At 68.8% G+C, this 24,427-nt stretch carries 27 protein-coding genes; 13 read left to right on the forward strand and 14 right to left on the reverse strand.

Annotated features, from left to right (window positions below):
- Positions 1-67: 67 nt before the first annotated feature.
- A complete protein-coding gene (locus WD184_05460; protein MEX0826180.1) occupies positions 68-298 on the forward strand; it encodes an addiction module antitoxin in 231 nt (76 codons plus the stop codon).
- Complete coding sequence (locus WD184_05465; protein MEX0826181.1) at positions 285-605, forward strand: type II toxin-antitoxin system PemK/MazF family toxin; 321 nt, start codon at positions 285-287, stop codon at positions 603-605. Before WD184_05460 ends, WD184_05465 begins: the two co-directional genes overlap by 14 nt.
- Positions 606-644: 39 nt before the next feature.
- Here WD184_05465 and WD184_05470 read toward each other — a convergent pair whose 3' ends face one another.
- Positions 645-1,706, reverse strand: a complete 1,062-nt coding sequence (locus tag WD184_05470) for a ferritin-like domain-containing protein (protein ID MEX0826182.1) — start codon at positions 1,704-1,706, stop codon at positions 645-647.
- Between the two features lie 146 nt (positions 1,707-1,852).
- Here WD184_05470 and WD184_05475 point away from each other — a divergent pair, with 146 nt between their 5' ends.
- A complete protein-coding gene (locus tag WD184_05475; protein MEX0826183.1) occupies positions 1,853-2,650 on the forward strand; it encodes a hypothetical protein in 798 nt (265 codons plus the stop codon).
- Here WD184_05475 and WD184_05480 read toward each other — a convergent pair.
- A complete protein-coding gene (locus WD184_05480; GenBank protein MEX0826184.1) occupies positions 2,575-4,512 on the reverse strand; it encodes a hypothetical protein in 1,938 nt (645 codons plus the stop codon). The two genes, WD184_05475 and WD184_05480, sit on opposite strands and share 76 nt — an antisense overlap.
- 104 nt (positions 4,513-4,616) lie before the next feature.
- Here WD184_05480 and WD184_05485 point away from each other — a divergent pair, with 104 nt between their 5' ends.
- Entirely contained in the window at positions 4,617-5,012 is a 396-nt protein-coding gene (locus WD184_05485) for a carboxypeptidase-like regulatory domain-containing protein (protein ID MEX0826185.1), read from the forward strand.
- A gap of 2 nt (positions 5,013-5,014) precedes the next feature.
- Here WD184_05485 and WD184_05490 read toward each other — a convergent pair whose 3' ends face one another.
- From WD184_05490 to WD184_05515, 6 genes are all read right to left on the reverse strand, one after another.
- Positions 5,015-5,500: an SRPBCC domain-containing protein gene (locus tag WD184_05490; protein MEX0826186.1), complete on the reverse strand. Its 486-nt coding sequence runs from the start codon at positions 5,498-5,500 to the stop codon at positions 5,015-5,017.
- The gene (locus tag WD184_05495; GenBank protein MEX0826187.1) at positions 5,497-5,838 is read right to left on the reverse strand and encodes a metalloregulator ArsR/SmtB family transcription factor; all 342 of its coding nucleotides are present in this window, start codon (positions 5,836-5,838) and stop codon (positions 5,497-5,499) included. Before WD184_05495 ends, WD184_05490 begins: the two co-directional genes overlap by 4 nt.
- Positions 5,839-5,923: 85 nt before the next feature.
- Positions 5,924-9,373 carry an adenylate/guanylate cyclase domain-containing protein gene (locus WD184_05500; protein MEX0826188.1) on the reverse strand — a complete coding sequence of 1,150 codons (3,450 nt, stop codon included), beginning with the start codon at positions 9,371-9,373 and terminating at the stop codon, positions 5,924-5,926.
- 41 nt (positions 9,374-9,414) lie between these two features.
- Positions 9,415-10,113 carry a M23 family metallopeptidase gene (locus WD184_05505; protein ID MEX0826189.1) on the reverse strand — a complete coding sequence of 233 codons (699 nt, stop codon included), beginning with the start codon at positions 10,111-10,113 and terminating at the stop codon, positions 9,415-9,417.
- Between the two features lie 47 nt (positions 10,114-10,160).
- Complete coding sequence (locus WD184_05510; GenBank protein ID MEX0826190.1) at positions 10,161-10,394, reverse strand: Lrp/AsnC ligand binding domain-containing protein; 234 nt, start codon at positions 10,392-10,394, stop codon at positions 10,161-10,163.
- 130 nt (positions 10,395-10,524) lie between these two features.
- Entirely contained in the window at positions 10,525-10,971 is a 447-nt protein-coding gene (locus WD184_05515; protein ID MEX0826191.1) for a hypothetical protein, read from the reverse strand.
- A gap of 110 nt (positions 10,972-11,081) precedes the next feature.
- On the opposite strand from WD184_05515, the gene WD184_05520 reads away from it, so the two are divergent.
- From WD184_05520 to aroF, 9 genes are all read left to right on the forward strand, one after another.
- Positions 11,082-12,095 (forward strand): pirin family protein, encoded by a 1,014-nt coding sequence (locus WD184_05520; GenBank protein MEX0826192.1) that lies wholly within the window; start codon positions 11,082-11,084, stop codon positions 12,093-12,095.
- Positions 12,096-12,397: 302 nt separating this feature from the next.
- On the forward strand, positions 12,398-13,762 hold the full coding sequence (locus WD184_05525; protein MEX0826193.1) for an anthranilate synthase component I family protein: 1,365 nt from the start codon (positions 12,398-12,400) through the stop codon (positions 13,760-13,762).
- Positions 13,763-13,776: 14 nt separating this feature from the next.
- Positions 13,777-14,373 (forward strand): aminodeoxychorismate/anthranilate synthase component II, encoded by a 597-nt coding sequence (locus WD184_05530; protein MEX0826194.1) that lies wholly within the window; start codon positions 13,777-13,779, stop codon positions 14,371-14,373.
- On the forward strand, positions 14,370-15,374 hold the full coding sequence (gene trpD, locus WD184_05535) for an anthranilate phosphoribosyltransferase (GenBank protein MEX0826195.1): 1,005 nt from the start codon (positions 14,370-14,372) through the stop codon (positions 15,372-15,374). The genes WD184_05530 and trpD overlap by 4 nt, the downstream gene beginning before the upstream one ends.
- Positions 15,367-16,191, forward strand: coding sequence for an indole-3-glycerol-phosphate synthase (locus tag WD184_05540; GenBank protein ID MEX0826196.1), 825 nt, complete (start codon positions 15,367-15,369; stop codon positions 16,189-16,191). Before trpD ends, WD184_05540 begins: the two co-directional genes overlap by 8 nt.
- Positions 16,188-16,802: a phosphoribosylanthranilate isomerase gene (locus WD184_05545; GenBank protein ID MEX0826197.1), complete on the forward strand. Its 615-nt coding sequence runs from the start codon at positions 16,188-16,190 to the stop codon at positions 16,800-16,802. The genes WD184_05540 and WD184_05545 overlap by 4 nt, the downstream gene beginning before the upstream one ends.
- Before the next feature lie 20 nt (positions 16,803-16,822).
- On the forward strand, positions 16,823-18,016 hold the full coding sequence (gene trpB / locus WD184_05550; protein MEX0826198.1) for a tryptophan synthase subunit beta: 1,194 nt from the start codon (positions 16,823-16,825) through the stop codon (positions 18,014-18,016).
- Complete coding sequence (trpA, locus tag WD184_05555; protein ID MEX0826199.1) at positions 18,009-18,785, forward strand: tryptophan synthase subunit alpha; 777 nt, start codon at positions 18,009-18,011, stop codon at positions 18,783-18,785. The genes trpB and trpA overlap by 8 nt, the downstream gene beginning before the upstream one ends.
- Positions 18,782-19,816: a 3-deoxy-7-phosphoheptulonate synthase gene (gene aroF / locus WD184_05560; GenBank protein ID MEX0826200.1), complete on the forward strand. Its 1,035-nt coding sequence runs from the start codon at positions 18,782-18,784 to the stop codon at positions 19,814-19,816. Before trpA ends, aroF begins: the two co-directional genes overlap by 4 nt.
- A gap of 43 nt (positions 19,817-19,859) precedes the next feature.
- Here aroF and WD184_05565 read toward each other — a convergent pair whose 3' ends face one another.
- The 6 genes from WD184_05565 to WD184_05590 form a co-directional block, all read right to left on the reverse strand.
- On the reverse strand, positions 19,860-20,135 hold the full coding sequence (locus WD184_05565; protein MEX0826201.1) for a DUF4342 domain-containing protein: 276 nt from the start codon (positions 20,133-20,135) through the stop codon (positions 19,860-19,862).
- A 60-nt stretch (positions 20,136-20,195) separates the two neighbouring features.
- Positions 20,196-20,864, reverse strand: coding sequence for a phospholipase A2 (locus WD184_05570; GenBank protein MEX0826202.1), 669 nt, complete (start codon positions 20,862-20,864; stop codon positions 20,196-20,198).
- Positions 20,861-22,072 (reverse strand): hypothetical protein, encoded by a 1,212-nt coding sequence (locus WD184_05575; GenBank protein MEX0826203.1) that lies wholly within the window; start codon positions 22,070-22,072, stop codon positions 20,861-20,863. The genes WD184_05570 and WD184_05575 overlap by 4 nt, the downstream gene beginning before the upstream one ends.
- 58 nt (positions 22,073-22,130) lie before the next feature.
- On the reverse strand, positions 22,131-22,583 hold the full coding sequence (locus WD184_05580) for a DinB family protein (GenBank protein ID MEX0826204.1): 453 nt from the start codon (positions 22,581-22,583) through the stop codon (positions 22,131-22,133).
- 95 nt (positions 22,584-22,678) lie between these two features.
- Complete coding sequence (locus WD184_05585) at positions 22,679-23,110, reverse strand: chromate resistance protein ChrB domain-containing protein (protein MEX0826205.1); 432 nt, start codon at positions 23,108-23,110, stop codon at positions 22,679-22,681.
- Positions 23,107-24,324, reverse strand: coding sequence for an MFS transporter (locus WD184_05590; GenBank protein MEX0826206.1), 1,218 nt, complete (start codon positions 24,322-24,324; stop codon positions 23,107-23,109). Before WD184_05590 ends, WD184_05585 begins: the two co-directional genes overlap by 4 nt.
- Positions 24,325-24,427: the final 103 nt, after the last annotated feature.

Genomic DNA, 24,427 nt, shown 5'->3' on the forward strand with positions numbered 1-24,427 from the left:
TCCTGTCACCGGCCGTCCATATCTTGACCGCAACGGTCCTCCAGAGATACACGTGTACAATACGTATATGCGGCGGAAGCTGACGATCACCATCGACGAGGCGGTTTACGAGGGGCTCCACCGGCGCATCGGGCGTCGGAAGATCAGCCGCTTCCTCGAGGATCTCGCCCGGCCCCACGTCGTCGACGAGGACCTGGAGGAGGCATATCGCGCCATGGCCGCCGACGAACGGCGCGAGTCGGAAGCCGCCGAGTGGGCGGAGGGCACCATTGGGGATGTCGCCGATGAGACGCGCTGACGTGTGGTGGGTCTGGTTCGAACCGAGCCGGGGCGGCGAGATCCGTAAGACCCGACCCGCTGTGATAGTGAGCAACGACGCCGCCAACGCCGCGCTGAATCGGCTGCAGGTGGTGCCGCTCACTTCGAACGTCGATCGGCTCTACCCGAGCGAGGCATACATCGAGATCGACGGCACCCGGCATAAGGCCATGGCCGACCAGGTAACCACCGTGACCAAGGCTCGACTCCAGAGCCGCCTGGGTCGGCTGACCGCGCAGGACATGGAGGCGGTCGAGCGGGCCATGCGCCTGCAGTTGGGCCTGTAGGCGAGGATCGCCGCGCAGCAGTACACGCTGGTCGACTCGCTATCTGGCGAACGCCGATCGCAGCGTTCCGACTACCGGGACCAAGACGGGATGTGCGATCGCCACCGTCTCGGCTAGCGCGGCGGTCTCCTCGACCGGGTCGCTCTCGAAGGTGTATCGCTCGAAAGTGGGGCCGGCGGTGTGTCCCTCCCCGACGGGGAGCGTGACCAGGAGCCGGGCCACCGGTTTCATCACCTTCGACATGAGCGTGTACAGCCGGCCCACGAGCGCACCCTGGTCGGCGCCTAGCGCATGCATGCGCTGGATGGTGTCGAAGAGCAGCATGTAGAGGGCGTTGAAGAGGTCTGCCGCCGGGCGCACTTCCTCGGGCAGGTCGGCGGCCCGGGGGTTGTCCAGCACCGGCCAGGTGTCGCCGATCGGGAGGGTGCCGTCGGCCAACTGGATGAACTTGTGATAGTGGGTCAGCTCCCGGTGCCCGGGGTCTGCCCAGAGGTGGTCGCCGAGCCCCTCACCCTGATCCACGATCACGTCGATGGCGGCGCACGCCGAGGCGACGTCCTCGATGAGCATCAGGCCTCCGCTGTCCTCCACGTCGAAGGCGACCGGCTGGTAGAAGGAGGGATCCGCCAGCTGGCGGCCGGGCTGGTGGTCGGCGAAGAGGTCCACCCGCTCGCCGAGCCTATGGATCGCCAGCTCGAGGGCGGCGTAGAACTGGCCGAGCGTTTCGTAGTCGTCGGCCTCGGGCGGCGCATCGATCGCCTCGGGTCGCTCGATGACCATGAAGGTGTCCCTGATCAGCTCGGTGGTGCACCGCCGCAACTCGAGGCGCAGGTCGGGGGTGTGGTGGGCGAGAAGGCTGGGGTATTCGGGGATGAGGTTGTCCATGAAGTCAGGCTCCCCACCCAGCGCCAGGAGCAGGTTCGTGGTCAGCGCCAGGTGGAGCATCTCCTCGACGACGACGCTGGTGATGAGGTCCCGGGCCTCCGACGGCTCGCCGCGGATCGAGTAGGCGGCGTAGAGGTAGGGCGGGATGGTCGACATCTCCACCTTCCGCGCCAGGGCCACATGGGAACGCAACTCGTCGAGTGAGTCGATCGGCATCGGGCCTCCTGACCGGTACCGGGAGGCTAGGGGGCAAGCCGTTCGCCGTGCCGGCGGGAAATAGGCTGGCCCCCGACAAGCAGCCGGCTCCTGCCCGCATCCGTAGGCCCGTTGCGTTACATTGCGCCCACACCAGGGGGGCGTCGTTGGCATCCGTGCGGGTCGAGCAGCCTCCTGCGAGTCTGGCTGCGCTCGTGCGTCACGTTGGCGTCATCGGGTGGTCCGGGCTCCTGACCGGGGTCGTTGTCGGGGGGCTCGGATCCCGGGTGTTCATGCGAATCGCCGGGGCTACCGGCCGGCCAGCCGCCCGAGGTGCCGGAACCGAAGCGGGCTTTCGGGTGGGGGAGCTGACCGTCGGGGGCACGATGGCGCTGGTGGTCTTCGTGGGGATCTTCGCCGGGATCATCGGGGCCTTGCTGTACGCGATCTTCCGGCCCTGGCTTTCGTGGGCGGGAAGGTTTCGCGGTCTTGTATTCGGCGTGGTGCTGTTCGCTTTCGGGAGTGCGTCGTCTGACGTGATGAATCCCGACAACGTCGACTTTCTGATCCTCGGCAACGACCTCATCAACGTGGTGATGATCGTGGCCCTGTTCCTCGCATTCGGGGTAGTGATCGAAGAGATCCACCGTGCCCTGGACCGGCGAGTGGCACCGTCCGGGGACCGGATGAGAATCGGGTTGGTGCTTTTCGCCGCTACAGGCGCGCTGCTGAGCATTCCCCTGACGATCACCACCATGTTCGGCGACGGCTGTGACTGCGGACCCCCGATCGTTGCTGCCTGGTTCACCATCCTCGCCGGCGTGGGCACGGTGCTGTGGTGGGTCAGCAGCCGGCGCGGCGCCGCCCGGCTCCCGGCGCAGGTGCTCGGCTATGCCGGGCTCATCGGCACCACCGCGTTCGGGTTGGTGCGGGCGATCTCCGATGCCGCCGAGATCATCGGCTGACTGGGCTCGTCGTCGATCCACTCCGCCACTCGCTGGTAGAAGTCGGGGTCCTTCCAAAAGCGGGTGTGCGCCACCAGGGGCAGGTAATCGAAGTGGAACTGCTTGCCCTTGTCGATCTGGAAGTGGTCGAGGCGATGCCCCAATACGTCTCCCCACGACCAGGCGTTGTGCCAGCGGAATCCAGCGGGTTGGATCGCGTGGTAGTCCTCGATCTTGAAGTTCCCGTACGGCCGGCCCGTGGAATGCCGTCGCAGCGAGATCAGTGAACTGACGATCTGCGCCCGTACCGGCTCGCTGACATCGCCGGTCCGCTGGAAGAAGTAGACCACCTTGTCGAGCGGCGACCCGAAGGAGAACAGACCCTTGATCCGGTCGAAATCCTCCCGGGCCATCCGAAACTCGTCACCGTCGCTGTCGCTGCGCTGCTCCACGGCGAGCCGGTTGATGGCGTCGTAGGCGATCACGCTGCCGAGCGAATGGGCCGCCACCAGCACTTCGTCGTAGTACGGCTTGCGAGTGTCCTTGCGCCGGGGGGACTTCGGAGGGAGCCCCTTCAGCAGTTCCGCCAGAGCCACCAGCCGGGCGGTGACCAGGTGAAGAATCTCCTCGCGCACGGTGTGGTGCCGTGACCGGGTGTCGAGCCCACCGAAGTAGATGGCGACGTCCCCGATCCACCCGATGAGAAACAGGGTGAGCTTTGAGGCGCCGGCCACCGTCGCCAGCCAGAACACCAGGCGCACCGGGTGTACCCACTCCTCGGGTAGCGCCTGGTAGCCCAGCCATCCGCCGACCACGGTTCCCCCGATGAGGATCGCTGCGGCGACCACCCGGACGACGGCCAACGGACGCCACGGGATCCGCCACACCTGTCCCACCAGGTACCACCACAACACGATCCCGCCCACCAATCCAGCGGCGGCGGCGAGCAACTGCCAGGCCGGGTCTTCGCCCATACGGAGCACCGCTGCCACCAGCTCCTGGACCTCGGGATCCCGATAGAGGGCGAAGGCTCCGGCCAGCAGGAGCAGCCCGGTCGCCCACGAGCCGGCCGCCCATCTCCGCAGGTAGCGCCAACGATCCTCGGTGCGGGGCGTGGGCTCCGCGCCGACGAAGTCGCACTCGATCGCTCCAAGCCGCCACGCCCGGTATCCCCCGAAGGCCATGAACAGGCTCGCCGCCGAAAGGACCGTGAACATCGCGAGGAGGGCGAAGTCGGTCCAGGCCGCGTCGATTTCGCGGAAGTCCGTGCCCAGGCCTTTCAGGTAGTTGTCGACATGAGTCGCGGCGTTGGCGGCCAGCATGAAGAGCACCAGCCCCAGTACCGGCAGGGCGAGCGCCAGCAGCACCTCGCGCAGAAACCCGGCCACACCCGCGCGGGGGGAGTACTCGTACTCCTGGGCTGGGGCGGCGGCGGGTGGTGCTGCGGTTGGCAGCTCGCGGTCGGCGTCGCGCGGCCACCGGTAGTGGGAGGCGGCGTGAAGGCTCCAGCGGAGCAACGGGGCGAGCGAAGTGGTGAACAGCCACCTTCCGACTTCCTTCAACTTGATCAGACCCTGGGGGCGGTCCGCCCAATAGACCTCGTGGAGGTCGATCGTCGTATCGGGTTGCCGGGCGGTCCGCGACTTCGGGGTGATCTTCACCTCCACATAAGACTGCGAGGCGCGGTGGCCCTCGGACGCGACCACCCGGTGGCGCAGTTCGACCTGGTTGCCCCGGCGTCGGTGAACCCGGCTCAGCTCGACTGCGAAGAGATCCGTCAGCTGGTGGGGTTGCTGCTCGCCCATGCCGTGGACGAGGAGCAGGGCCACCCGCCTCTCGGGCGGAGCATCCGCCGACTCGTACGACCTGCCCGCTTCCGCCATGGGTTGCGACTCTACTCATGGGAGGTCTTGGGAGACTGACGGCAGTGCTGGAGGGGTGGGCGTCGCGACTGGAACCGACAGCAGACGGCAGGCGTCGAACGGACATGGGAATCCGTTTCAGCGCCCTCGCCATCGTCATGCTCATTGCCGCCTGCGGTGGCGACGGGGCATCGTCCACCACGGTCGCTCCGACATTTGCCGTGTCCGGTTACGCCCATGCCGGGCCGGTCTGCCCGGTGGAGACCACCCCGCCCGATCCCTCGTGTGAGGATCGACCTCTCGGCGGCGCCGTCGTACGCGTGCTCGATTCCGACGGGGCGGTGGTTGCCGAAGCCACCACCGCCGTCGACGGCACCTTTACCGTGCAGCTACCGGCGGGCGATTACACCGTGGTGGCGCAGCCGGTGGAGGGCCTCCTCGGCACGCCCGCGGCCATCGAGATAACCGTCGTAGTCGAGGTCTCCGATGTCGACCTCGCCTACGACACCGGCATTCGCTGACCTCAGGCGGCCAGCAGGGCATCGATTTGTCCCATCGCCTGCTTCATGCCCTCTTCGGCGCCCATGGCGAGGATCTGTTCCATCGCCTCGACCGACTCGAAGGTGGTCTCGATCGCCATCCGGGTGCCGGTCTTGGTCGGGCTCAGGGTGACCACGATCGTCATCGTCGGTAGCTCCGGGTTCGGGTTGCCGTTGTCGTCGGCGAAGCCGTCCTCGAACTCGAGACGATGGGGGGCATCCACCGAGGTGACCCGCCACCAGCCGTGCGGTTGGTCACCTTCGGGTCCGGTCATGAAATAGGTGACGCTGCCGCCGGGGGAGAGGTCGTGGTTTTTGAACGTCGCCGGATAGGTCGGCGGACCCCACCACTTCTCGAGCAGGCGGGGATCCGTCCACAACTGCCACACCCGGTCGACCGGGGACGCGTAGTCGGCGGTGATCGTCATCGTCAGGGCATCGGTGTCTTTGTGGACGCTCGTCACGGTCACGGATTGTCTCCCTCGCTCAGTTCGGCGAGTGTCTCGCCGAATCGTTCTATACGGCCCTTCCACGTGTCCTCGAACCGGTCGAGCAGCGCCTGGGCGACCCGGACGGTCTCGATGTTGGCCCTGACCAGGTGCTCGCGACCTTCCCGCCGCTTGGCGACCAGCCGGGCTCGCTCGAGCACGGCCACATGCTTCTGTATGGCGGCGAAGCTCATCGGATAGTGGCCGGCGAGCGCCGTCACCGAGTGCTCGCCGAGCATGGTGCGGCGCAGGATGTCGCGCCGCGTGCGGTCGGCGAGGGCATGGAACACCAGGTCGGTATGTCGATGATCTACAACCATATGGTTGTAGGTTACCACTCGATCTCAGGTCGTGAGAGTCAGGTCTTCTCGCGTAGGGCCGAGTACGGATCCCCCCAGCCGTAGGTCAGCCGGCGCGTGTCGTGATCGCGTCGCCCGGCAGGCCCTCGGACCAGATTCGCTCCAAGCCATGGGCTCCCACCGAGGAGATCCACTCCTGAGCGGCGGTCGCCGCCACCAGAGCGGCCGGGTGGTCGACCCCCACCAGGGCGGCGAAGGCGGTCTGCCAATCGGCCAGTTCCAGAGGCAGGACCAACTTGGCGAGGTGCTCCAGCCCTTCGGCGAACGCCGCCGCTCCGGCTTCGGCGTCACCTTCAAGAATGGCCAGGGCGGCGTTTCCGATCTGACGGAGCCCTTTGGCGTAGCGGCCGGGGGGCAGCTCGGTGTCGAGCATCGCCAGCGCGAGGCGGATCCGCTCAGCATCCCGGGTTCGCATCGCCGTGCCGAGTGCGGCGACCGCCGCCCACGTGACCGGTACCCCATACGACGCCTTCCATCCGCTATCCCAATCGCCCTCGTCGCGGTGGCCGAGAGCCTGCCAGCCCTGGATCGTGTAGATGGCCTGGGGGTCGGTGATCTCCCCCAACGACGCGATATCGTCAAGCATCTCCCGGCCATGGCCCGGCTTGGGGCTGCGCATCCCCTCGATGTAGTGGCGGGTCGACCGGACGGCAGCCTGCTGGAAGGGAGGCAGCTGCTCGACTTCGATCGTGTCGAGGATCTCGAGCGCCTCGTCGAACCGGCCCATCGCCGGCAATTGCCAGGCACGATCGGTGCGGGCCCGTTCCAGCCATCCGAGGCCACCGTATTTCTGGGTGAGCTCCCAGTGGGCATCGGCGGTGCGCTGCGCCGCCTGGGGATCGTTACCTGCCTGGATCACCGAGAGATTGTTCAGTGCTCGCAGCGCCTGAGGGTGAAGGCCGTGCTGTTCGGCCAACCGCGCCGCCCCGGCGAGCGTCGCCTCGGCCTCCAGGTATCGTCCCACGTCGGCGAGGGCGGTGGCCTTCGAGACGATGCCGTCGACCAGGGCCCCGGGCGTGACGAGACGCTCGGCGTTGGGGAGCACCCGGTCGGCGACTTCGATCGCCTTGTCGGGCCTTTGGTGAAGCATGTGCGCACGCGACATCTCCAACCCCAGGCTCACCTTGGCGGCGGTGTCGAACTCGGTGATCTCCGAGTAGAGCGGTTCGAGCAGCTCCACTGCCTCATCAGACCGGAAGTAGGAGTTGAGCACGAAGGCGAGGGTGGTGCATGCCTGGTAACACCCGTTCGAGTCGCCGAGCTCCTCCATGACCGTGATCGCCTCCCGGCCCAACTCGATCGCCTCTTCGAGGTCGCCGCCCCAGGATGCGGCCGCACTCGCCTTGATCAGGATGGGGGCTCGCTCGGCGGTGCTCTTCGCCAGCGACAGCGCCTGGCGGTACAGCGCCAGCGCCTGGCTGTGCGAACGGAGTTCGCTCGCCCGATTGGCCGCCCGGATCAAAGCCGCCCGTCCCTTCTCGAGGAGGTCCTCGGTGCCGGCGGGGGCGGTCTGGTGGGCGGCGAGGAAGTGGCGGGCCACCCTTCCGGCGATCTCAGGGTCGTCGAGCCCGGCGAAGTACTCGGCCACCTGGCGGTGGCGCACGTGGCGGTCGCCGCGGCTGAGCCGGCCGTAGGCGACCTCGCGGATCAGGCTCTGCACGAAGCGGTAGCGGCCCCGGTCGGCCGACAGCGGGTCCTCGTCGATGTTGAACAGCTCCTTACGGACCAGGGCGCGAAGCGGCGCCTCCAGTTCGAGTGGGGTGGCGCCGCGAAGCACCGCCAGGCCCTTCAACGTGAAGGACTGGCCGAGCACGGCAGCGTCCTGCACCAGCTCGCGGTCGGTGGGGTTGAGGCGGTCGAGGCGGGCCCCGATCACCGCCGCCAGGCTGTCGGGCACCGCCAGCCGGGACAGGTCACCCTTGAGCAGGTAGGCATCGCCCTCGCGCACCAGGTCGCCGGTGGCGAGCAGCATCCGCACGAACTCCACCGCGTAGAGCGGGATCCCCGCGGCGCGCTCGACGATCGCCTCTACCGCGTGATCGGGGATGCCCGGCACCATCCCCGCGATCAGCCGGCCCATCTCGGCGTCGGTGAGCGGCGCCAGGTGCACGGCGACTGTGTTGCGCCGCCCCGAACCCCAACCGGGATAGCGATCCAGGAGGTCGGTGCGGGCGAGGGTGACCACCAGCACCGGATGGCGGTTGGCGCGGTCGACCAGCTCGGTGATGAACTCGTGGACGGCGATGTCGGCGCGCTGGAACTCTTCGAACAGCATCACCACGGTTCCTCGTTCTGCCACCCGATAGAAGAAGGTGCGAAGCGCGGCGAACAACTCGTTGCGATCGCCCGGGGGCATCTCGTCGAGCCCGATCAGGGCGGCGAGCCGTGGCTCCACCCAGGCGCGCTCTTCCTCGGAAGGCACGTACTCGGCAACCGCGGTCCGCAGCTTCACCCGGCTCTTCGCCTTGTCGTCGCTGTCGGCGGCGATCCCCGCCCGGCTGCGGATCATCTCGCCCACCGACCAGAAGGCGATCCCTTCGCCGTAGGACGGGGACCGGCCCTGGTGCCAGTAGATGGGGTCGGCGATGCCGTCGATGTACTTCTGCAGCTCCCACGAGAGCCGCGACTTGCCGATGCCCGGGTCGCCGACGATCGAGACCAGCCGACCCCGCTGCTCCCTACCGGTGGCGTGCAGCTGGTCCTTGATGAGCCGCATCTCCTCGACCCGGCCGGTGAACGGCGGCTCGATCCCCTCGGACCTGCCGCGCCCCCCGCGTTGGGCGATCACGCACAGCGCCTGGTAGGCGGCGATCGGCTGCTCCTTGCCCTTCACCTGATGCTCGCCCAGCGAGCGGAACTCGATCGCCTCGGCGACGAGGTTGCGGGTCGACTCACCGACGACCACGGTCCCCGGCTCGGCGATCGATTGGAGCCGGCTGGCGGTGTTCACCATGTCGCCGACGACAACGCCCTGGTTCCCGTTGCCGCTGCCGACGGCCGCCTCGCCGGTCAACACCCCGGCGCGGAGGGCCAGGTCGGGGAGGCCCAGTTCCGAGCCGAGGTTGGAGACCATGTCGACCAACTCGAGCGCAGCGCGTACTGCCCGTTCGGCGTCATCCTCCCGGGCCTCGACCGCCCCCCACCAGGCCATCACGGCGTCGCCGATGAACTTCTCGACGGTGCCCCGGAACCGCTCGACGATCTCCTGGCTCCGCTCGAAGTACACCGAGAGCATCTCCCGCACCTCTTCGGGATCACGCGCCGCGGTGAGCGGGGTGAAGCCGACCAGATCGGCGAAGAGCACCGTCACCATGCGCCGCTCGGTGCGGGCGGTCCGGCCGTTCGGGTCGAGGGGCGTGCCGCACTCGCCGCAGAAGCGGTTGGTCGGCGGATTCTCAGTGCCGCAGTTGGGGCAGGTAGTCGTCATGGCATGGCCGCATACCCCGCAGAACTTGGTCCCGTCGGGGTTCTCGTTGCCGCAGTTGGCGCAGGTCATCACGCCGAAATCGTACCGCGCGCCCAACAACGTCTTCCCGGTCAGGCCTCAGGGAGCACCGGGGTCAGGTCCTCGCCCCGGGTCCAGGCCTGGAGGTACTCGTAGGGCCACACCTCGCCGCGGCGGACCTCCCAATCGCCGGGGAAAGTGGGCCGGGAGATCCCGAAATGGAGGTGGGGCTGGCGGGCGTTGCCGGTGGCTCCCACGGTGCCGATCACCTGGCCGGCTTGCACCTCCACCCCGGCCTCGATCTCCGGCTCTACCGAGGCGAGGTGAGAAGCGTGGTAGCGCACCCCGTCCTCGCCGATGATCGTCACATACAGGCCAGCCCGGTTGGCCGGGTCGTCGATCGCCGGGTCCCAGGTGTCGATCCGGCCGACCTCGTCGACGATGCCGCTGGTGACGGCGACCACCGTGGTCCCCTCGGGGGCGAAGATGTCGGTGGCGGGGTAGTCGTGATGGCCGTCGGCGTAGGTGCCCGCCCCCGGGGGTTGCAGGGGGAAGTAGTAGCGCCGACCCTCCACCTGCCAGGGACCCACCGCCAGTGTCGTGGTGGTGGTGGTGGTGGTGGTGGCCGGCGCGGTGGTCGCGGTGGTCGCGGTGGTCGTACTGGTCGCGGTGGTGGTCGTGGTGGTGGCGGTCGTCGAAGTTGTCGAGGGGATCGTGGTGGGGACCGCACTGTCGCCACAAGCGCTCACCACCAGAGGGATGACGACTATCCAGGCTCGATACCGTCCCAAAGGTTTGCTCCGAGGTCGACGGTGGCTCGCCAGTTGCCCTGCCGCTTCTAGAAGTGGGCCACCGGGCAGGTGAGGGTGCGGGTCACTCCGGTGACCGCCTGGATCCCGTTGAGCACCACCCGACTGATGGCGTCGAAATCCTCGGCGTCGATCCGGGCGATGATGTCGTAGGGCCCGACCAGAGAGGCGACACCGGTGACGCCAGCGACGGCCCCGATCGCTTTGGCGACCTCGCCCGACCGGGCCGGCTCGTTCTGGATGAGGACGTATGCGTTCGCCATGGCACCCTTTCGGGGAACGGTACTCCCTTGGATCAGGGGTCAGCGACAGCAGACTCCCGTCGGGGTCCTTGAACCGGGCCACCGGTCCCGTTTCCAGCATTGAATCACTCACTCCGTAGCCGGAAGGCGGTCATTCCTCCGGATCCGACAGCCCCCATTTGTCCTTCCAGCTCGGCGGGAGGGGGAGGGCGAGCGAGTAGCCGTATCGGATCAGCTGCCCCTGATGCTGGTACTCGTGCTCGAGGAGGCCGAGCAGCAGGTCGTCGCGGTCCTCGGTCCATTCCACCCGGGCCAGGGTCTCGACGACCTGGCGGCCGGCGCGGTCAAGGCCGGCGAGGATGGCTTCCTTCTCATGGACGTCGTCGGCGTCGAGCGAGCACTGGAAGCCGGCCCAGGCGCCCTGTTCGATCGCCCGGGCGAAGCTCTCCCGCGCCCCGACCACACACCAGAACTGGCTGCCGACGCTGTTCGAGCGGACGCCGAGGTCACGGGCGAGCGCCCCGTCGGGCAGGTTGTCGGCAAAGTCGCGGTGGGCGGCCATCACCGCGATGAGATGCGCTTCGACTTGGGATCTCAATTCGCCTCCCTGCCCCAACCTCCGGAATACCTCACCCCGGGGGAGGTTCCCATTGTGGCGGCGGCAAGTTCCTTCTTGCCGCCCGTACGATTGAACCAGAGGTGAGGACAATGCCAGACGCGGTCATCGAGCTCTTCCAACTGGGGATGCCCTGGATCGGGCACGACCCGTTCATCTTCACCGTCCACCATCTCGACAACTACCCGCCGGGTGATGACGACCTGGGGCCGTCGGTTCCGCTCTACGGGCGGCAGATCGGCTCGGACTTCTCGTACATCGACGGGTGGAGCATGTACCACGGCGAGCGGGTGCCGGGTTTCCCCCAGCATCCCCATCGTGGGTTCGAGACCGTCACCGTGGTTCGTCGCGGCTATGTCGACCATTCCGATTCCCTCGGCGCCACCGCCCGATACGGCGAGGGTGACGTCCAGTGGCTCACCACCGGCGGCGGCATCCAACACTCCGAGATGTTCCCGCTCCTCGATGCGGAAGGCCCCAACCCGCTCGAGCTCTATCAGATCTGGCTGAACCTGCCCCCGGACTCGAAGATGGTCCCGGCGTACTTCGGGATGCTGTGGTCCGAAGACATTCCCACCGTCGAGCCTGCCCCCGGGGTGCTGGTCGACGTCGTCATCGGCGCCCTCGATGATCAGAAGCCGCCGTCGCCTCCGCCCGATTCCTGGGCGGCCCGGCCCGACTCCGACATGGCCATCTGGGTAATTCGGCTCGAGCCGGGGGCGGAATGGGAGATTCCCGCGGCCCCCGCCGGCCTCAATCGCACCCTCCATTGCCACGGCGGCGGTGGCGTCGAGATCGGGGGAACCGTGATCGCCAAGGGAGTGGGGGTACGGCTGCGCTCCGAGGTGCCGGTCACACTTGCCAACCGCGGCGACGAAGTGGCGCATTTCCTCCTGCTCCAGGGGCGACCGATCGGGGCACCGGTGTTCCAGATGGGACCCTTCGTGATGAACTCCCCAGAGGAACTCCGCCAGGCAGTCGACGATTACCGCCGCACCCAGTTCGGGCCGTGGCCGTGGGGCGGCCCGGCCCACACCCACCCCCGCGACGAGGGTCGGTTCGCCATCCATGTCGACGGGCGTGTCGAGCGACGGGAGATGGGGTAGGGCCTCGGCCCCGCTACCCGCTGCCCGCCGGACGCGTCAAGGGCTTTCGACGCGATCCTGCGGAAGGCGGAAGGCGGAAGGCTGAAGTGTTGACGATCCGGCGGATCGCTGGTACAACCACCCGTTCATGAGCCGTACCCGAACTGTCGCAGCCGGTCAGTGGTGGTGGTCGCCGCCATATTGAGGTGGGCGACCCGCGGCTCAGAACCTGACATCTGACACCAGCAGTACACGACCCACCGTGAGGTGGGTCGTCGGCATTTGGTGACCCTCCTCACGATCCCGATCCGGATCGAGGAGGAATGCAGGCACCCTTCGACATAGCGGCCGATCTCCATACCCCGGTCTCCGCGTTTCTGCGGCTGGCCGATCTGGGGCCGCGCCATCTGCTCGAGAGCGTCGAGCAGGGCGGCCAAGGGAGATACTCGTTCATCGGCTTCGGGGAGACGTCTCGCATCCGGGTGTCGGAGGCGGGGGTGGCGGTCGACGGTGACCTCGTCTCCGCCGACGTCCTCGGCGGGCTCCGGTCGGCGCTCGATGGTGTGCCGCGCACCGGGCCGACGATCTCGGGGCAGCCGTTCGCCGGTGGGCTGGTCGGCGCGACCGCCTTCGACATGGTCCGTCACCTGTACCGCCTGCCCGCTTCGCCCCACGCCCCGTCCGCGCCGTTGGGCGCCTACATGTCGACCGAGTCTCAACTGGTGTTCGATCACTTCACCCGGCGGATCGCCCTCCTCCATGCCGGGTCGGACGCCGAGCGCACCGCGCTCCGCGACGAGGTGATCGCCGCACTGAGCGGCCCGGTCAAGGTGCCGGGCACCGACGGGAAGCGACAGCAGCCCCGCCCGAGCCTGACGAAGGAGGAGTTCGTCGACCGGGTCCACCGGGTGAAGGAGCACATCTCGGCGGGAGACGTGTACCAGCTCGTCCTCTCGATCAGGTTCTCGGGCGAGAGCGATCTGAGCCCGTTCACCGTCTATCGGGCCCTGCGGCTCCTCAACCCCTCCCCGTACATGTACTTCCTCGACTTCGGCGATCTGCAGGTCGTCGGCAGCTCCCCGGAGGCATTGGTGAAGCTGCGCGGTGAGACCGCCGAGCTGAGGCCGATCGCTGGAACCCGGAGGCGCGGTGTGGACGACGACCACGATCACGCCCTCGAGCGGCAGCTGCTCACCGACCCCAAGGAGGCCGCCGAGCACGTGATGCTGGTCGACCTGGCGAGAAACGATCTCGGCCGGGGCGCGGTCGCCGGCTCGGTGCGGGTGGATCCCTATCGGGTCATCGAGCGATACAGCCATGTCATGCACCTGGTCAGCGGAGTCCAGGGTCGGTTGCGACCCGAGCTAGACCAGTTCGACCTGTTTGCCGCCACCTTCCCCGCCGGGACGGTGAGTGGGGCGCCCAAGTTGCGGGCGATCGAACTGATCGACGAGCTGGAGCCGGTCGGCCGGGGTCTCTACTCGGGATCGGTGGGCTACTTCGGCCGCGGCGGCTCGATGGACCAGGCGATCACGATCCGCACCATCGTGTTCCAGAACGGCGTTTACAGCTACCAGGCCGGTGCCGGGATCGTCGCCGACAGCGACCCCGAGTTCGAGCACGACGAGGTCCTGATGAAGGGCGCCGCCCTCGACGAGGCGCTCGACCTGGCGGAGGAGGGCCTGTGACTAAGCACGTACTGATGATCGACAACTACGACTCGTTCACCTACAACCTGGTCCAGGCATTCCTCGGCCTCGGGGCAGAGGTCACGGTGCGCACCAACGACCGGGTCACCGCGGCGGAGTCCGTCGAGCTCGACCCGACCCACCTGGTGGTCTCGCCCGGCCCGGGACGGCCCGAGGCAGCCGGGGCGTCGATGGAGGTCATCGGCGCCCAGCTCGATCGAATCCCGGTGCTCGGCGTCTGCCTCGGACATCAGGCGCTGGGTGCTCTCCTCGGGAGCACCGTTGGCCCGGCGCTGGCACTGATGCACGGCAAGGCGTCGCCGATCTACCACGATCGGAGGACGCTCTACGAGGGCCTACCGAATCCCTTCCCCGCAGGGCGCTACCACTCGCTCGCGGTTCACGAAGAGGGTCTGTCCCCGGAGCTGGAGATCTCGGCCTACACCTCCGATGGGGAGATCATGGGTGTCCGCCACCGCCGTCTGCCGGTGGAGGGGGTCCAGTTCCATCCCGAAAGCATCCTGACCCCGGCCGGTGATCGGTTGCTTCGCAACTTCCTCGACATGCGCCCATTGGTGGTGGCGGCGGCCGCGACGGAGGCGGTGGCATGAGGGACCTCGTCGAGAAGGTGGTCTCCGGCGATCGGCTCACCGAGCTCGAAGCCCGACGGTTGCTCGACGGCATGACCGATCCGGCCACCGACCCGGTCCTCTCGTCGGCGGCGCTCGTCGGCCTCCGGGTGCGCGGCGAGACCGCCGACGAGCTGAGAGGATTCGCCCTCAGGCTCCGGGAGCTGGCGATCCGGCCCGAGATCCCCGCCGACGTGCAGGCGGTGGACGTGGTCGGCACCGGTGGCGACGCCTCGGGAAGTCTCAACCTCTCCACGGGGGCAGCCCTGGTGGCCGCCGCCGCCGGGATCCCCGTCATCAAGCACGGGAACCGTTCGGTCTCGAGCCGGAGCGGCAGTGCCGACGTCCTCGAGGCCCTGGGCCTCGACCTGCCCTGGGAAGCGGCGCGGGCGGGCGAAGTGTTCGCCCGGACCGGGTTCACCTTCCTCTTCGCCCCTTCGTTCCACCCGGCGATGAAGGCGATCGCTCCGGTGCGACGGGCGCTGGGTATTCGGACCATCTTCAACCTCGCCGGCCCGCTGGCCAACCCGGCGACGCCGCCCTTCCACGTGATCGGCGCCTACGACCTAGCCACCGCCCGGATGATGGCGGCGACCCTCGCCGGGATGCCCCTTGAGCGGGCATTCGTGATCCACGGTGAGCCCGGATGGGACGAGCCCACGCCGGTGGGTCCCTACCACCTCCTCGAGGTCACCCCGGGTTCGATCAGCGAGTCGGTCGAGGACCCCGCCGACTTCGGGATCCCCCGATGCTCGGCGGAGGAGCTCGAGGGCGGTGACGCCGAGCACAACGCCCTTCGCCTGCGCCGGGCGCTGGAGGGGGAGACGGGACCGCATCGCGACGCGATTCTTCTCGGCGCCGCATTGGCGATCCGTCTGTTCGGCGAGGACGCCGCGAGCGGGCTGGCGCGGGCCGCGGATGCGATCGACAGCGGCGCTGCCGGTCGGCTGCTCGACCGGCTGACGGAGAAAGCCCATGTCTGACTTCCTGGCCACCATGGCCGCGTCGAGCCGCCAACGGGCCGATGCCGTCGTCGGATCCCTCGGCGAGTCGAAGCTGCGGGCACAGGCCCGCGCGGCTGCGCCGCCGCGGCAGTTGCGGCTGTCCGCCGCCGGATTCGATCTCATCGCCGAGCCGAAGCTGGCGAGCCCGTCCGCGGGCGAGTTGGTGCCCCATGCCGACGGGCGGGAGGCGGTGTTGGCCGTCGCCACCTCGCTCGAGCAGTCGGGGTGCGCCGCGCTCTCGGTGCTGACCGAGCCCACGGTCTTCGGCGGGGCGATCGACCACCTCCAGGCGGCTGCGGCGGCGGTGGACCTCCCGGTGATGCGCAAGGACTTTCTCGTCGACCCGATCCAGGTGATCGAAGCAAGGGCGGCCGGGGCGTCCGGCGTCCTTCTCATCGCCCGAATCCTGGACACCTCGCTGCTCGTCGAGATGACCGACCTGGCGCTGACAATGGGGATGTTCGCCCTGGTCGAAGTGTTCGACCAAGGCGATCTCGAGGCGGCCGGTGCGGTCTTCGACCGGGACGTGCTCGTCGGGGTCAACGCCAGGGACCTCGCCACCCTCGAGGTGGACCGGGGGCGACATGCCGAGATGGCGCGCCTCCTGCCCGGCCACCTGCCGGCGGTGGCGGAGAGCGGGATCGTGTCGCCCGATGACGCCGCCGCCGCTGCCGCCGCGGGGTACCGGGTCGCCCTGGTCGGCACCGCGGTGGTCACCAGCGAGGACCCCGCCGGGGCCGTGAGCCGGTTCATCGCCGCCGGACGCTCCGTGGTCTCGGCGAGGTCGGCGCGATGAGAGTGCACGTGAAGGTCTGTGGCATCAGGGACGCGGCCACCGCACTAGTGGCGGTCGAAGCTGGCGCGGATGCTCTCGGCTTCGTGATGAGCGAGTCGGTGCGCCGGGTGACACCCGCCGAGGCGTCGGTGATCGCCGCACGGCTCCCCCGATCGGTCGAGAGGGTGGCGGTGTTTCGACGGCCCCACCCCGAAGAGTTGGAGGCGGCGCTGGGCACCCTCGGGCCCTGGCTGGTGCAGGCCGATCACGACGCGGTCGGGGATGCTCCCGGCATGCGTCTGCTCCCGGTGTATCGCGAATCGTCGGGCATCGAGCTGGCGATCGAGGCCGATCTGGCCCGTCGGGGCGGGGCGCGGTTCCACTACGAGGGATCCCGCAGCGGATCCGGAGAGGTGGTCGATTGGCTCCGGGCGCACCACCTGGGCCGGCTGGGGCAGATGACTCTCGCCGGCGGCCTCACCCCCGACAACGTCGGTGAGGCGATCAGGGTCGCCCGGCCCTTCGGAGTGGACGTGAGCAGCGGCGTCGAGTCGAGACCCGGGGTCAAGGACCCCGGCCTCATCAGAGAATTCGTCGCCGCGGTGCGAGACACCGAGAGAGGAGCGGCGTGAAGACGGCGATCGAATCGAAACTGCGGGCATTGATCGAAGGCGGTCCGCCGCCCGACGGGCGCTACGGGCCCTACGGCGGGCGCTACGTGCCGGAGACGCTCATGGAGATCCTGATCGAATTGGAGAGGCACGCCGTGGAGCTGCTCGCCGACGAGGGATTCCAGCGTGAGCTGGCGCGCGAGCTCCGGGAGTTCGTGGGGCGGCCCACCCCACTGACCCGCGCCGGATCACTCGGTGAGTCATGGGGCGCCGAGGTCTTCCTCAAGCGAGAGGACCTTTGTCACACCGGGGCTCACAAGATCAACAACGCGGTGGGCCAGGCGCTGATCGCCCGGCGCCTGGGCGCCCGGCGGATCGTCGCCGAGACCGGAGCGGGGCAGCACGGCGTCGCCACCGCCGCCGCCGCGGCCCGGGTGGGGCTGCCCTGCACCATCTTCATGGGAGCGATCGACGGCCGCCGCCAGGCGCCCAACCTGGAGAGGATGCGGCTCCTCGGTGCCGACGTGAGGCTGGTCGAGGAGGGCGATCAGACCCTGCGGGCGGCGATCGACGAGGCGTTCCGCGCCTGGGTGGCCGACCCGGTCGGCACCTACTACCTGCTCGGGTCGGTGGTGGGCCCGCACCCGTACCCATGGCTGGTGCGCCGGCTCCAAACGGTCATCGGGGCAGAGGCCCGGGACCAGGTGGTCGCCGCCGGCGGGCTGCCCGACGTGGCCGTCGCCTGCGTCGGGGGTGGATCCAACTCGATCGGTCTGTTCCACGGCTTCCTCGGTGACGAGGGGGTCGCGTTGCTCGGCATCGAGGCCGGCGGCCGGGGCGGCGAAGCCGATCCGCACTCCGCCACTCTGGTGAAAGGAACCAGCGGAGTGCTTCACGGCGCGATGACGCCACTGCTCCAGGACGCCCACGGCCAGATCATGGAGACCCACTCGATCGCACCCGGCCTCGACTACCCGGGGGTGGGGCCCGAGCACGCCTTCTTGCGCGACCTGGGGCGGGCCACTTATGAGTCGGCGACCGACGCGGAGGCGCTCGACGCGCTGCGGCAGTGCAGCGCCACCGAGGGCATCCTGCCGGCGCTCGAGTCTGCCCACGCCCTGGCGGGTGCCCGCCGCTGGGCGGCCCGTAATCCGGGCGGCCGCATCGTGGTGGGGCTCTCGGGGCGGGGAGACAAGGACCTCGCTGCCCTGGCCGGGGGGGCGGATCATGGCTGAGAGGGTTGGCGCGGCGGCGATCACTGCGGCCATCGAGGGGTCGGACGGCCCTGCGCTGTGCGCCTACGTGACAGCCGGGTTCCCCAGCCCCGCGGCGTTCCCCGACGTTCTGCGGTCGGTGGTGGCGGCCGCCGACCTCGTCGAGATCGGGGTGCCCTTCACCGACCCGATGGCGGACGGGCTCACCATCCAGACCTCCAACCGGGTGGCGTTGCGCGCCGGGGTGACCCTGGGGTGGGTGTTCGAGCTGCTCGAGGCGAGCATCATCGAGACCCCCACCTTGCTCATGGGCTACTACAACCCCTTCCTGGCCCACGGGTTGGAGGACCTCGGCGCCTCGCTCGTCCGCTCGGGGGTCTCGGGGTTGATCGTCCCCGACCTACCTTTCGAAGAGAGCGGGCCGATCCGGCAGGTCCTCGACCCCCACGGTCTCGCGCTGGTCCAGATGGTGGCGCCCACGACCCCTCCCGACCGGCTGCGGTGGCTCGCCGCCGCCGGCACCGGTTTCGTCTACGCGGTGACCACGACCGGGGTGACCGGCCGCCGGGTCGATCTCGAGTCCGACGACCTCGAATACCTCGGCCGGGTGAAGCGGGCCGCCACGTTGCCCGTGCTGGCCGGGTTCGGAATTCGGAGCCGCCGGCAGGTGGAAGCGGTGGCGGGCGTGGTCGACGGGGTGATCGTCGGGAGTGCACTCATTGAGGTGATCGAGCGGGGCGAGGACCCCGGAGCCTTCCTCGAGGCACTCCGGTCGAAGGTGCCCGCATGATTGTCGTGCTCGGCGCCGGTTGTTCGCTCAAGGACAAGGCCGCGGTGGTCCGCCTCATCGAACGAGAGGGCGGCCGGCTGCTGGTGAGCGTCGTCGGCGCGGAGACCCACATCGGCCTGATCGACGCCGAGGCCCAGGCGTTGGCCGGGACGATCGCCGGGATGCCGGGAGTCGTCGAGATCAAGGAAGTGGCGCCCCCCTATCCCCATGTGTCCCGCGAGCACCATCCCGAGGCGATCGAAGTCCGGGTGGGCGACGTCGTCATCGGGGGGAACGAGATCGTCGTCATCGCCGGTCCCTGTTCCGTCGAGAGCGCCGACCAGATGAGTGCGGTCGGCCACGCGGTGGCGGCGAACGGTGCTCGCATGCTCCGCGGCGGGGCGTTCAAGCCGCGTAGTTCGCCTTACAGCTTCCAGGGGCTGGGGGAGGAGGGCCTCGGGCTGCTCGCCGGGGTCGGCGTGGAGACCGGGCTCCCCGTCGTCACCGAGGTGATCGCGCCCGAGGACGTAGGCCTGGTGGGCCGCTATGCCGACATGCTCCAGGTCGGGGCGCGCAACATGCAGAACTTCCGCCTTCTCGCCGCAGTGGGCGAGCAAGAGCGGCCCGTGCTGCTCAAGCGGGGGATCTCATCGACGGTCGAGGAATTGCTGCTCGCCGCCGAGTACGTGGTGTCGGCGGGCAACTCCCGAGTCGTCCTCTGCGAACGCGGGATCAGGACCTTCGAAACCGCGACCCGGAACACGCTGGACATCTCGGCGGTCCCCGTGCTCAAACAGCGGACCGCCCTCCCCGTGATCGTCGATCCGAGCCACGCGGCCGGGGAGCGGAGCCTGGTTCCCGACCTGGCCCGGGCCGCCATCGCCGTCGGCGCCGATGGGATCCTCGTCGAGGTGCACAACCAGCCTGAATTGGCTCTCAGTGACGGCAAGCAGAGCCTCACCATCGACGGCTTCGTCGGGATGATGAAACAACTGCGTACGATCGCCGTCGCGGTCGGCCGACGACTTGCCCCCGAGCGCCCCTCGGGCTGATCAAGCCACCGACCGATTCGCTTACCCCCTGAGGCAGCGGGCCTTACTCAGCCTCTTCTTCGCCGGGGTCTTCTTCTCTGCGGTCGAAGCGGATGGTGCATTCGGTGACGACTGCGGCGATTGCGCCGACGGCGGCCGCCATCGGGAGCATGAACGCGCCGACCACGCCCATCGTCAGCGGGATCTCGACCAGGGTCTGACCCTTCTCGTTCTCGATCACGATGCGGCGGACATTGCCTTCACGCACCAGTTCGCGCACCTTGCCCAGGAGCTGCTCGCCCTGGACCTTGATGGTCTCCCAGCGTTCTTCATTGTCCACAGCGACTCCTTCTGTTACCGACTGATTGTCGCGGACTCACACCGGGAACCTTCCCCGTCATCAGGGAAACCAATCCGGCAGCCCCTCGACGCCGGATGGGTTGAGCCGTACCGCGGTGTAGTAGATGCGCGCGGTGGTGTCGCACCCGATCCGGAAGATGGCGGAAACGGCGGCACAGCGGATGCGCATGTCGTAGAGGAAGCCGGCGTCGACGCGGTCCTTGTTGTCGACCATCCACACCGGAGCGGCGTCGGTGTCGTACTCCTTGAGGTTGCGCCACCCGAAGTCGTGACGGTTACACGCGAGCGTGAAGTCGAACGGACCGCTCCCCAGAACCGGGGCCGAGCAGCCATCGCTCTCCCAGACGAGATAGTCGGGGCGCGGAGTTGCCGGGTCGGAAGGAGGCTCGGGCTTGCGGAACTCGCCCTCGAATCCGTCGACGCCCCCCAGCGGGATGTCGAGCCGGACATCGATGTTGGTGCACACCTCGGCGAGGAGCACGAGCCCGACCGGGCTCTCCAGTATCGGCCCCGGCACCTCCCGACACACGTCGGCCGCCGTCGGGGGAGGCCCGACCGCGCTGCTCACCCAGTAGGCGAGCGCGATCGTCGCGATCAGCCCGGTGAGCAGCCCCAGGCCGATCGCCCGCCACACCCGGTAGGCCCACGAGCGGTGGTGCAACTCCTCGGGTGGGGGCGGAGGCGGGGGAGGCGGGACGAGGTCGGTCATGACCCCACCTCGAAGGACACCCGGTATTCGCCGCCCGGCTCGACCGTGGCGGTGAGCTCTTCGACGACCCGCCCCGCCACCTGGATCACCAGCCGGAACGAGGTGGTTCCCTCGACTCCGCAGTCTGAGGTGTATCCCACTTCGGCGGTGTAGGTGCCGGATGGGGCACCCCCGGCGGGCCAGAACACGTTCTCGGCGGCCGGCGAGGTGACCTGCCCACACGGATAGTTGGCGTCGCGGTCGAGCTGCCCTCCCGAGGACGAGGTGTCGTTGCCGTAGTACACGACCTCGCCCGAGGGATCGGTGACGTAGAGGTCGAGATCGGCGCTGTTCTGCCATATGAGCGTTACCTGGACGTCGCCGGTCCCCAGGCCGGCCGGCAGCCCGGCGGTGTCGGCGGGGATCAGGGTCTGGAGGTGTGCCCGGTTCTGCTCGACGAAAGCGGGAGCCAGGTCGGCGGCCACCTCGGGCATGGCGGCGTCGATGGTGCCGCGCCGGCAGGCGAAATCGTCGGCGGCGGTCTGGCGCTCCTCCTCTGCGAGGGCGCGGGCGTCATCGCCGCTCACCGTGGAGAGGCGGTCGTACAGCTCGATGAGCAGCGTCTCGGGGGTCGCCACCGTGTAGCCGCGGTCCGCCATGCATTCGACCCAGCGAGTGAGAGCCTCCTGGTAGGCGGGGTGGGCCAGGGCCTCGGCCTCGAGGCGGGCGATCGAGTAGGGAAGGCTCTGCAGCGTCGCCACCGCCGTATCGAGGGCCTGCCGGCCGGCGGCGGCGCACCCGCCGCCGCCCTCGCCAGACTCCAGGGAAGATCCGTACAGGGCCTGTTCGTAGGCGGAACGCTGCGATCGGCTGGGGCCGGACTGCAGCGTGGGCCGGGAGACATCGGCACCGGCGGCGATCCCGTACCCCTCTCGCTCCGGGTCGATGAGGGCATGGAGTGCCTCGACCTCGGCCGGCCCCCGATAGGGGAATCCGGCGGTGGCCATGCAGTCCCGCACCGCCCGGGTCACCTCGATCTCGATCGCGGTCCCCAGCAGCCCGGGGTCCCGGAACAGGGCCGCCGGGTCGGTGTAGATGGCGGCGGTGTCGGTGCGCCCGGCGAATTCGGGGATGCGCGTCGCCGAGTTGTACACAGTGACGGCAGCCAGGGTGACCACGACGGCGCTGGCTAGCCAAATGGCGACAAGGGTGCTCCGCGAACGGGACATCAGGCGAGAGAGAAGTTAGTCCGCTGCCCCGGCTGCCCGCTTGCCGCTGCTCGGGCGCCTACCCGCGGGCCTCTTGAATCTGGTTGGCGTGGTCGTGGGCATGGCCGGCGTAGATACGCAGCCAGTCGTCCACCGAATACGAGCCCGACTCCGAGTGGGTGCCGGCGCGCTCCCACTCCTCGGGGGTCAGATGCTCGAGCAACTGGAGGCTCGACGCCCGCACCGCGGCCACCACCGCGAGCGACGGCTCGATCGGCCGGTCGTAATGAAGCCGCCGGGCGTATTCCGCCTCGTCGTAGCCCTGGATGACGGGGGAGTCCTCGCCGATCAGCCGCCGCAATCGGACGAGAGCGGTCGCCTCCGAATCGGCCAGGTGGTGCACCACGATGCGCGGGCTCCACTCGCCACTGTCGTCCTGTCGGTCGAGCTCATCGGGGGTGATCCCGGCGAGGGCATCCACCACCGCCTGGTATCCGCTGCGATAACGCTCCATGAGGTCATTGCGATTCATGACCTGATCTTGGCACCGCCCGGCGCCGATGTCTCCCCGGGATCGGGCCGTCTGCGGCGCCGTCCGCCGCCACCAGTTCCTCGGGCGATGCCCCTCTATCCAATCTGTAGTCGGCACCACTCGTAGAGCGCGTCGTACACGAATGACCCGCGCTCCAACAGTCGTTGGTCGTCAGGCTCCGCGGCGAGCCCACCTTCACCGATAGCGCGTAGCCCGGCACCGAGATCGTCGGTGTGGACTTCTTCTTCGATGTCGGCGGCGTGGACGATCGCGGCAAGCCGTCGCAAGGCGGCGTCATCGCCCAGGTGGTACTCGTCGATGAGCACCTCGAATGTGCATTGATTGGCCCGGTGGGTGAACTCGGCTCCTGGTGCGTCGAACGAGTGGCCCCCCTCGGCCGCGGCCACCGGGAGCACCCGCTCGGGGTCGACGAACACGATCTCGGCGTCGGGATCGATGAAGCGCCGGATCAGCCAGGGGCAAGCGATCCGATCGGTCTTGGGGCGGGCTCGGGTTACCCACTTCATGGCGTCGTCTCCTCAGGTCTGGTGGCGTCGTCCGGGCGCACGTCGCGGAAGGACCGCCACAGGGCGATGTCGTAAATGGTCTTGATGCCTCCGGCGATCAGGAAGGGGAGCCCCATGGCCATGGTCTGCGCCGCACCAGCCAGGGTCGGGCCCACCGGCCTCACCGAGTACCGCGCGAGATTGGTGTACGCCGCTGCTGCCGCGCGGCGCGATGGTGGCACGAGGACCATGACGAACGCCTGGCGGGTGGGGACGTCCATTTGCGACAGCACGGTTCTGGCGAGGAGGAGACCGATCGCCACCTGCAGATTCGGGGCGAAGGCGACCGCGGCAAGTAGGAAATTCGACGGCAGGTGGGTGAAGACCATCGTCTTGAGTAGCCCGAAGCGCTTGGCGATGAGCGGAGCAACCAAGAACGACAGGGTCTGGAGCACGCCGATCGCGGCAAAGGTGAGCCCGAGCACTGTCAGCGAGGCGTCGAATCGCGTGGTCAGCCAGTACACCATGAAGGACTGCACGACGAAGCCTCCGCCGAACGAGTCGAGGGCGAACAGCGAAGCGAGGCGCCCGATCGCAGGCCGCGACTCGCCCAGGCCAGGGCGCCGGGGTGTGTCGCGCACGTCGGGTTCGACGGACGACGACAGCGACCAGGCCACGACGGCGCCCGCGGTCGCACTGATCGTCAACAGCAGGAACCAGCGTTCGTCGGCGGGTCCCTCCGGCCAGATTTCCCGCACTCGGGCCGGCAGCCCGGCGCCGAGCGCGCCCAGTGCTCCTGCCGCGGTCGCCACTGCGTTGTACCGGCCGAAGCCCGCGGCGAGGCGATCGGGGTCGATTCGCTGTGCGAGCATCGCCTGCTCCAGTGACGTGAATGGGCCCGACTCGACCACCTCAGTCGACAGTGCGCCGGTGAGCGACACCAGGACCAAGGCCCACGTCGGACTTCCGGAGGCGAAGACCAGTCCCGCCACGGCCAGAGCCACGTACAGGGCGACATACATGCGACGGCGGCCCCACACCTCGGAGAACCGCGCCACCGCGATCTGACCGATCATCGCTCCGGCGAGGACCGATCCCAGCACGATGCCGACGCCCACCGGGCCGAGTCCGCGGGAGGCCAGGATCGATCCGAGCAGGACGGCTCCGAAGCCATAGGCAAATGCCCGGAGTGCTTGCGCCGCCAAAATCTTTCGGGTGTCCGAGGACTCGGGCACCCGATTCACCGTTCCAGGCTCACGGGCTGAGTGTACGGGCCGGCCGCCCGGGGTTGACACCGATCCCCGTGGGATGGCAGGGTTGGCGTTCCACACATCAAGG

The sequence above is a fragment of the Acidimicrobiia bacterium genome, from assembly GCA_040878325.1.
GTDB lineage: Bacteria > Actinomycetota > Acidimicrobiia > Spongiisociales > UBA11373 > JAUYIV01.